6 protein-coding genes and 2 pseudogenes are annotated in these 8,582 nt (G+C 32.3%); 7 read left to right on the top strand and 1 reads right to left on the bottom strand.

The window, feature by feature from the left end; genetic code table 11:
- Positions 1-280 precede the first annotated feature (280 nt).
- From JFU18_RS03340 to JFU18_RS03310, 7 genes and pseudogenes are all read left to right on the top strand, one after another.
- Positions 281-985: a 4'-phosphopantetheinyl transferase family protein gene (locus JFU18_RS03340; RefSeq protein WP_374101384.1), complete on the top strand. Its 705-nt coding sequence runs from the start codon at positions 281-283 to the stop codon at positions 983-985.
- Positions 972-1,694, top strand: a complete 723-nt coding sequence (locus JFU18_RS03335) for a thioesterase II family protein (protein WP_085311153.1) — start codon at positions 972-974, stop codon at positions 1,692-1,694. Before JFU18_RS03340 ends, JFU18_RS03335 begins: the two co-directional genes overlap by 14 nt.
- Before the next feature lie 375 nt (positions 1,695-2,069).
- Positions 2,070-2,822: pseudogene (locus tag JFU18_RS03330) on the top strand (SDR family oxidoreductase).
- A gap of 259 nt (positions 2,823-3,081) precedes the next feature.
- Positions 3,082-3,567, top strand: coding sequence for a DUF4879 domain-containing protein (locus tag JFU18_RS03325; protein WP_201033288.1), 486 nt, complete (start codon positions 3,082-3,084; stop codon positions 3,565-3,567).
- 498 nt (positions 3,568-4,065) lie between these two features.
- Entirely contained in the window at positions 4,066-6,027 is a 1,962-nt protein-coding gene (locus tag JFU18_RS03320) for a DUF3472 domain-containing protein (RefSeq protein WP_201033289.1), read from the top strand.
- A gap of 222 nt (positions 6,028-6,249) precedes the next feature.
- Positions 6,250-6,495, top strand: a pseudogene (locus JFU18_RS03315) (helix-turn-helix domain-containing protein); the annotation flags it as partial.
- A gap of 1,231 nt (positions 6,496-7,726) precedes the next feature.
- On the top strand, positions 7,727-8,113 hold the full coding sequence (locus JFU18_RS03310; RefSeq protein ID WP_201033795.1) for a DUF1643 domain-containing protein: 387 nt from the start codon (positions 7,727-7,729) through the stop codon (positions 8,111-8,113).
- 41 nt (positions 8,114-8,154) lie between these two features.
- On the opposite strand, the gene JFU18_RS03305 is transcribed toward JFU18_RS03310, so the two are convergent.
- Positions 8,155-8,397: a hypothetical protein gene (locus tag JFU18_RS03305; protein WP_201033796.1), complete on the bottom strand. Its 243-nt coding sequence runs from the start codon at positions 8,395-8,397 to the stop codon at positions 8,155-8,157.
- Between the last annotated feature and the right edge of the window lie 185 nt (positions 8,398-8,582).

Here is an 8,582-nt window from a genome sequence, read left to right as displayed (position 1 = left end):
AGAGCATTATTTTTAAAGGGGATAATGCAAAAATTACTTGGTAGAGACATAGAAATCTTTATGAGTTACCCATAGTATGATGTAAATGCTTTGAAATCTTTGTAATAGAAGCGAATGCCTGATGATATTACTGAGGAAAGGTGCATATTTTCATTGATATGTAAATATGCACCTTTTCTATTGTATATGCAATTTAATAAAGTTAATTTGAATTTCTGTAACGTTCATATATGAAGCAATCCTTTAAAAAAGGAAGTGATTTATCATACAAATTCAAGCTGTGAAAATACCAAAGAATATTGAAAGTCATTTGTTTAAGCAACTTAGTAACTTAGTTTCAAATGAGAAGAAAGAACGAATGAAGCGTTTATTAAATTCATGCGACATGAATAGAACTCTGATAGGAGATTTACTAATCCGATCTCTAATCTGCCAAAAGTATAAAATTAATAATGAAGAAATTAGATTTAGATATAATGAGTATGGAAAACCTTTTGTTGAAAAATTTTCTGACTTTCACTTTAATGTGTCACATTCAGGAGAATGGGTAGTTTGTACTACTGCTAATTTTAATGTGGGTATTGATATAGAAAAAGTTTCAGAAATAGAGGCTTTTAAAGTAGCAAAAGAATTTTTTTCAGCGGAAGAATTTTATGATATATCTAATATGAATTCTGATGAACAAATTAATTATTTTTATGATTTATGGACATTAAAAGAAAGTTATATAAAAACGATTGGAAAAGGGCTTTATACCCCGTTAAATTCATTCTCTATAAAAAAAGAGTCACGAACTTTAATTTCATACAAGAATATACCTAAAAACTTTTACTTTAAACAATATAACATTGATCCAAATTATAAGATATCTGCTTGTGCAACAAGGGATGAATTTCCGCAGGAGATAATAATTAAAGACATTTATACAATTTTCCAAAATATATACAAATTTGAAAGTAAGGAGAAAATCAATGCAGAAGACTAAACTTTTTTGCTTTCCACATGCTGGGGGATCTGCGTTTAGTTACGCAAAATGGAAAAATCACTTTAATCCATATATTGAAGTAGTCCCAATAGAGTTAGCTGGTAGAGGGTATAGAATTGAAGAAAGGTTGTACCAAAGTATGGAAGAGGCCGTAAATGATGCCTACACCAGTATAGTTAAGCAAATAGACGCTTCGCCCTATATTCTATTCGGGCATAGCATGGGAAGTTTGATCGCTTATGAAGTAGCCAGAAAAATACAGGATTCTAATAATGTATTACCTGAATTTCTTGTTTTGTCCGGTAGAAACCATCCAAATAGTAAAATAAAAAATATCCGACATAATCTTTCTAACGAACAATTCAAAAAAGAAGTTATTGCAATGGGAGGTACACCATCTGGGGTACTTCAATCAGAAGAATTAATGGAGATTTTTCTCCCTATTCTAAGAGCAGATTTTAAAATTGTCGAGACATATATTCATGACAATAATACACAACCATGTGATATTGATTTTCTTATATTTAATGCGGAAAATGATGAATTTACTACATATGATCAAATAATAAAATGGAAGCAATACACAAGTAAAATGTGTACTTTTCATTCTTTTGAAGGTAATCATTTCTTTCTAAATGAAAATATTGAAGAAATAGCAAATAGTATTATAAGAAAGTTAGATTCTAAAAGATTATCAAATAGTTTTTAGGGTTTTTCTAACTATACTCATGCCTAAGAAACAAAAATATTAAAGATGAAAAATACAGGCATTGCTGAAATATTATTGAATATAGGCATAGAAGCCTAAACGAACTGTTTAAAGGCAGAAACTCTAAGCAAAATGTATATGAATTAACTTTAGTTTAAGTCGGCTTTACCTATAATACTATCTAGATTCTTTATTATACTTAGTACAAAGTACATAACGTATATAAAGCTAATGAATATGTGAAGTGAAAAGGCCGACTCTTATAATTATGAGAGTCGGCCTTTTGGTTTTATGGATATCAAATTAGTGAGCAACATTTCAAAGGGTATCTTGTGATATAACTAAGTAGAATTTTTTAAACAAGGGGATGATGAGATGAATAAATTGAAGGGGAAAATTGTATTAGTAACAGGGGCTAGTAGAGGAATAGGACGAAGCATTGCCTTATATTTGGCGCAGGCTGGTGCGTTAGTCGTTGTTCACTATAGTAAAAGAAAAGAAGAAGCAGAAAGTGTAGTGGATAAAATTAAACAAGATGGCGGTTCCGCATTTGCGATTAGTGCAGACTTAAGTACCTTTAACGGCATTAATAAATTGTATTCAATATGGATCAATCTCTTCAAAAATATATAGGTGATACTACATTTGATATCCTTGTAAACAACGCTGGAATTGGGCAGATTTTAATGTTAGAGGAATCTACAGAGGAGTCTTTTGATGAGGTTATGAATATTAATGTGAAAGCTCCATTTTTCATTATTCAAAAGGCTTTGCCACGTTTAAAAGATGGAGGACGGATTATCAATATTTCGTCTTTTGTCACACGGGTAGCCTCCCCAAGTGTTTTTGCCTAAGGGGGCAATAAATACACTCACTCATACTTTAGCACAACAACTTGGTGCTCGTGGTATTACAGTAAATGCAATTCTCCCAGGCATAATTAATACAGAAATGAACGCTGAGACATTGGGCAACCGAGATGGACAAATATATGCTGCAGGTTTATCGACCTTTAATAGGTGGGGAGAACCTAATGATATAGCTGATATTGTAGGTTTTCTTTCATCATCAGACAGTCGTTGGATAACTGGTGAGTTAATTGATGCAAGTGGTGGATCTTGCTTATAATGCTAGAGGAAAAGCCAACTTAAATTAAGGTGGCTTTGCAATTCTATTATTTATTTGTTAAACCAGTGAACTATGTACCATTTTTTAGCTCTTAGAATAGCCACCTTGAGATGGGTCCAAATGTGGTAAGTCAATCAGGGTAGAGAACTAATTATGCTTTAGTATGATTTATGTTAAGTATAAATGGTAAAAAGCAATGAATATGGACAATTTCATATGTAAATAGGTACTTTTTGTTAACTCTCTTAAAGGGAAGGGAATGTATGAAATTAGTATGATAGAATCAATTTGTATTAAAGCGAAAGGGGATGAGAGTATGCTAAAAAGAATGATTTTAGGAGTTTCATCATTAGTAGTGGGAGCAACAGTTGGCTTAGCGACTGATGTTTCTGCAGCACCTGCACCACCATTAACATCATTAAATGTGGTAAAAGTTGAATCTCAATTAGGCGGGGTTGAATTTATTGGTCCTAATAATTTAAGTACAGTTAAAGATCACGGAGGGAGCTATTTATACATTTATACAAATGAAATGGGATATGGTAGAAATCCAATTGCACAAATGAGTGGTCAAAAACTAAAAAAAGTAGATTCTAAGATGATTGATATAAATGGTGATAGAACAGTTGATGGATGGGAATATAAATGGGATGCTTCGGGACAGCAAAATGGTCAATTTAAATATCAGAATACATCTACAAATGCACCTTGGAATACATTATCTACGTCATTAAATATTAAATAAACTAACAGAAGAATTCGATTTTATTTTTTTATGTTTGCAATATATGTAATGTTTAGATACCTAAAGGAGTCTACGTTTTTAAGTGGGCTCTTTCTAGCTAATGATAAGATATCAGCAAATTGATAAACTATTTTGTCTAATTGGCAAATCAAAAGTTTACATAACATTTTTCTAGTAAACAATTCTGAGTTTACTAGTGTGATCAATAAAGGAAGGAAATCTTTCATAAAATCAACTAAGTTATTTAGTGGGTCTTTCATCATAAATATCTAAAACTACATATTTATGAAATTTTATAGAATTTTCACTTTATATTTAGTCCTAAATCATACGATTTTAATACAAAATACTATAATTTGATTAGTAATAGCAGTGAAAAAAACATTAAATATATCTAGGCTTTAAAGCTAATGTTACTTTATTACGTAATTTGTTTAAAGGGATATATAGAGTTATTATTCAATGTAACTAAAATAATTTAAAAGGAGATAGGAAGTTATGTTTAAAGTAAAAACAAATGGAAGAATCAAAAAGATTGTTATGATTTCTGCGGCTTGTACCATGATGTCAATGTATGGAGCACCAATTTCTAGTACAGAGGCAGCAATCCGATCGCATGCTCCATCAGTTTATGTAACACCACAAAATACTGCTGCTTCAGATATTATTAGCATAGACTGGTCACCAATCCAAACGGCACCTTATACATATTGGGCTGTACATAACTGGAATCAGGGAGGAGAGGGTGGCGGTTATGCTGGCTTCCAACAACAAAGCGGTTTTGATCAAACCGGTAAACGTACCCTTCACTTTGCACTTTGGGATCCAATAGCATCAAACCAAGCAATTAAAGCTGAATATTTATCGCCGACTTCAGAAGCCAGTAGATTTGGTGGAGAAGGAACAGGTTTGAAGGTACAAACAACTTATAATTGGAAAGATAGTGAATGGTATCGAATGACACTACGTTCTTGGCAAGAAGATGGTCATACAAAGTTTGGCCAGTGGATAAAAGATAATAAATTAAATCAATGGAAGTTAGTTGCTATTATGGATCATCCAGTTGCGAATGTTCCATTTAACTATGGTCTATCGATGTTTCAAGAGGACTGGGCTGGTAATGGACAAGATGTAAGAGAAGCACGTCTTAAAAATGGATACAGCAGAAACGTTTCAGATAAACAATGGAATTCTTGGAATAACCAGCGTATCTCTGGGCAACAGGATACGTCCTATCAATACGATGGAGGAGCAACTTCAGAATATCTATGGGTTAGGGCAGGAGGACATACTCAATCAACTATTGGTACTGGAAAAACATTTAATATAAATCAGCCTAGTCAACCAGAAATGGGAAATTTAGATTTTGATATTCAAAATATTCGCTTTGAAGCTGGAAAATTAAATGTTTCATGGGAATTGAAAGAACAAAGTACTCCACAGTTTAAAGGGGAAATTGAAATCTATGACAATGAAAAGTTAATGGGACAACCTTTGAAAGTAATCGATAATATTAAGTCCTACCAAACTGAGGTAAGTCAAACTATGCAATTGCCTCAAACGGCTTTTGCTAAAATTACATTAACAGACATATTTGATCGAACTGCAGAGAAAAAAGTAGAAATTACAAATGGAAATTCTGATATTTTAGCAGGGAATCAATTTGCATGGTCCCTAAAAGGATATAGTGATCGAGAAATTGCAAAAGTGGATTATAATAAAGCGGCAGAAGAGCTGAAAATCAAATTAGAAGCTGGTGTACCGCATTCTTATTTCAATAGCACATATGCAAGTATTAAAGTCCAGAACTCATCTGGTAGCGTTATGTACAATAAGGAAATCATGGGAAATAGACAACAAAATGCTGAAACCCAAACAGTACCTGTAAAAGTAGGAGATTATTTAGAATTCACTCATATAGAAGGAGACGCAGTAAAGGAAAAGACACGCGCAACATTAACGAATCTTGAAAATAACAAAAATGAGACTATTGGAAAGTCAGCAAGGTATCAGGTTACAAAAGAGGGATTAAAGAAAGTAGAAAAAATGCCAGAGACAACAATTCTAGATGGAAAACAATTTGCATGGTCATTAAAAGGATATAGTAATCGAGAAATTGCAAAAGTAGATTATAATAAAACAGCAGAAGAGCTGAAAATCAAATTAGAAGCTGGCGTACCGCATTCCTACTTCAATAGCACATATGCAAGTATTAAAGTCCAGAACTCATCTGGTAGCGTTATGTACAATAAGGAAATCATGGGAAATAGACAACAAAATGCTGAAACCCAAATAGTACCTATAAAAGAGGGAGATTATATAGAATTTACTCATATAGAAGGGGAAGCAGCAAAGGAAAAAACACGAGCGACTTTAACTAACCTTGAGAATGGAAAACAGGAATATATAGGAAAGAAAAGAACATATCGGGTTACATCTACAGGATTAATAAGACAATAGACGTACTAAAAAGTTGGGGGAATCCCCAACTTTTTTATCATTTTAGTCAAGAAGATTCCTTCTTCAAGGAATGCGAAGTGAGTAGGTGGAGATAAATTGGCTTCGAATAAGGGATGGCGGAAAGCTATCTTAATTGTTCAACATACATAAACTGTTACTCCACTACTTATCGAATGTATGTTTGTTGTATGATGAGAACATGCCGAAATGGAGGTGAAATGAATGATGATTAATAAAACCTATAAGTTTCGTATCTATCCAAATCAAGCACAAGTCCCCCTAATCAATGAAACGATTGGCTGTTATCGTTTTGTATTCAATCATTTCCTATCCTATCCCTATGGGATAACGCATACAAAGAGAAAGGTAAAGGTAAATGTTTGACATATGGTACATGCTCTATCAAACATTTCTACAATGAAGAAAGAGTTTGTTTGGCTAAAAGAAGTGACAGTGGGGGGAGTTCAAAGAACTACATTGCTAACTTTTCGTTAAACTTACCCAAATAAGTTAGGATTACTTTCGGATTGACTTCTGATAGAATCCAGATACCGAAAATGATCTGCAGCTGTACATGTAACTTTATCAATAAGTATGCAAATATTTTTAAAACTAATTTTTATACAAAAAATGTATAGTTATGACAAAAAAGTTTCCTTAAACCAATATTTTTGTTTTAGGTAAATTTAAGGTGCGTAATTAATATGCATTTTTCGATAAAAATGAAGAATATTGAATTAATATTCCTCCGTCATGGTATATTTCGTTATATTTTGAAAAATCATTTCACAAACACTATGTAATACTCTATGGGAACATTATTAAATTCGAACGATATTAACAGAACTTTGTTAATAATTAGCTAAAAAAGTATTGTACGATTAAATACATTATGTTACATTTACATTACAAGGTTGTTACAAAATAATATAATTATTTCGATAGTGTTTCTTGTTATTTCCACAATGTTACGAAAGCTATAGGTGTTTTATGTGTATAGGAGTGTGTGTAGTAAAGAGTCTGAGTTGAAAATACGTGCACACTTTAAATTTCCTTTCTGTCTGAATGAAGAAGACTACCAACTAATTAAGGGGTTTAAAGTAACAACTTTAAATAAAATGTGCTTCCTTTCCCACACACAATTTAGTGCATATTTAAAGTACAGCCTAGTTGCTACACAGACTCTTGTACATATAAACATTAAGGTGAAATAGAGATAAGGATTTATTACATACATAATAAGCACTACTTAGCTAAACGTAAAAATATTATCTGTGCATTTTTATGAAATGTTAAAATGCCTAGATGATATTTTTTTGAAGATTTCTTGGATATGTTTATGAATAACAATTTCTAATACTTAATGATTCTCTACTACTAAAATATCCAATAATTTATGTAATTGGATTTATAGGGTGTATGTACATTCACTTATATAGGGAAAATGAGGTTTTTCATATGAAGTATAGTTATAAAGTTTTTATATTTATTTGGACAATTATTTTATTGTTTTTTCTACTTTATTATGGTTACAGTGAAATTTCCGACACCGAGCAAGTACCAATCATAACAATCAAAAAATAGAAGCAAAAAATATTGAGAAAACCAAATGAGATAAAAATAGATACAGTAGAAAGACTACTACAGGAAGTAATTAATCGTACGAAGTTAGATGAAATATTAGAAAGAAAAAACTTTAATGGAAAATATGTTGATTGCTACATGGGGTGGAAATTGTAGATATCACAATCGGCACAAAGATATTCATGAGTTATTTAAAGGTTACCATTTACACTGCCTAGGGAAAACAAGGGATGGGTTTCCGAGACATCCTTTATATTTAAGTAATGATTCCCAGCCAATAGATTACATAAAACCAGAGCGAATTGTACACCGTTTCATTCGAACTGCAAGCAACCAAGAACGAACAAGTAAAGAAGGGCGCACAACAAACTGTAATGGTGAAACAGGAGGGGACGCATGGATGTGGTGTTCAATCTGTCATGAAGAGCATCCCATTACAGGATCCCCTGCTTGCTTATCTTGTATCAATAAACTCGTAGAAGACTATCATAAAGAAGCATGAAAAAATCCCCCGCACCTAAACAACGGAGTGGGGATATACATTTAACCAAGGTTTAATTCAATTCTGCGTTTTTCTATATAATCTAGAGTTTTTTGAAATTCATCATGTTTTCTCTGTTTCTGTTCTTTTTCGCTTTCAGAATCTAAATACGATTCCATTACAATGTCTTCTAAATCGAATTCTTTTCCGTTTCTCGGATTGGTAACTCGAATAGAATAGAGCTTTATTGTATCTGTGACACGATTCGAAGTCCCAAGGATAGTAACAGGAGCTCCCCTAAACAATAAAAATGAACTAACTCCATGTACTATTTTAAAGATTTTAAACTTTGCATTTAATTCACCTCTGCTTTTCTGGTGTTATATTTAAAAAGAGAACCAGCAGGTTTGCAGGTTCTCTTCTGATTATCCTTAAAGATGTAAAGCAGTTTTAACTATAGAATATATTGAGTCTCTATAGAAATCAAACA

The sequence above is a fragment of the Bacillus sp. TH22 genome, from assembly GCF_016651015.1.
GTDB lineage: Bacteria > Bacillota > Bacilli > Bacillales > Bacillaceae_G > Bacillus_A > Bacillus_A mycoides.
Note: the sequence above shows the minus strand (reverse complement) of the source record. Positions and strands in the feature narration are given on the sequence as shown.

Coding starts and splice junctions, on each gene's coding strand:
- JFU18_RS03335 (WP_085311153.1), top strand. CDS start 972: ATGCAGAAGACTAAACTTTTTTGCTTTCCACATGCTGGGGGATCTGCG.
- JFU18_RS03325 (WP_201033288.1), top strand. CDS start 3,082: ATGTATGAAATTAGTATGATAGAATCAATTTGTATTAAAGCGAAAGGG.
- JFU18_RS03320 (WP_201033289.1), top strand. CDS start 4,066: ATGTTTAAAGTAAAAACAAATGGAAGAATCAAAAAGATTGTTATGATT.
- JFU18_RS03310 (WP_201033795.1), top strand. CDS start 7,727: ATGGAAAATATGTTGATTGCTACATGGGGTGGAAATTGTAGATATCAC.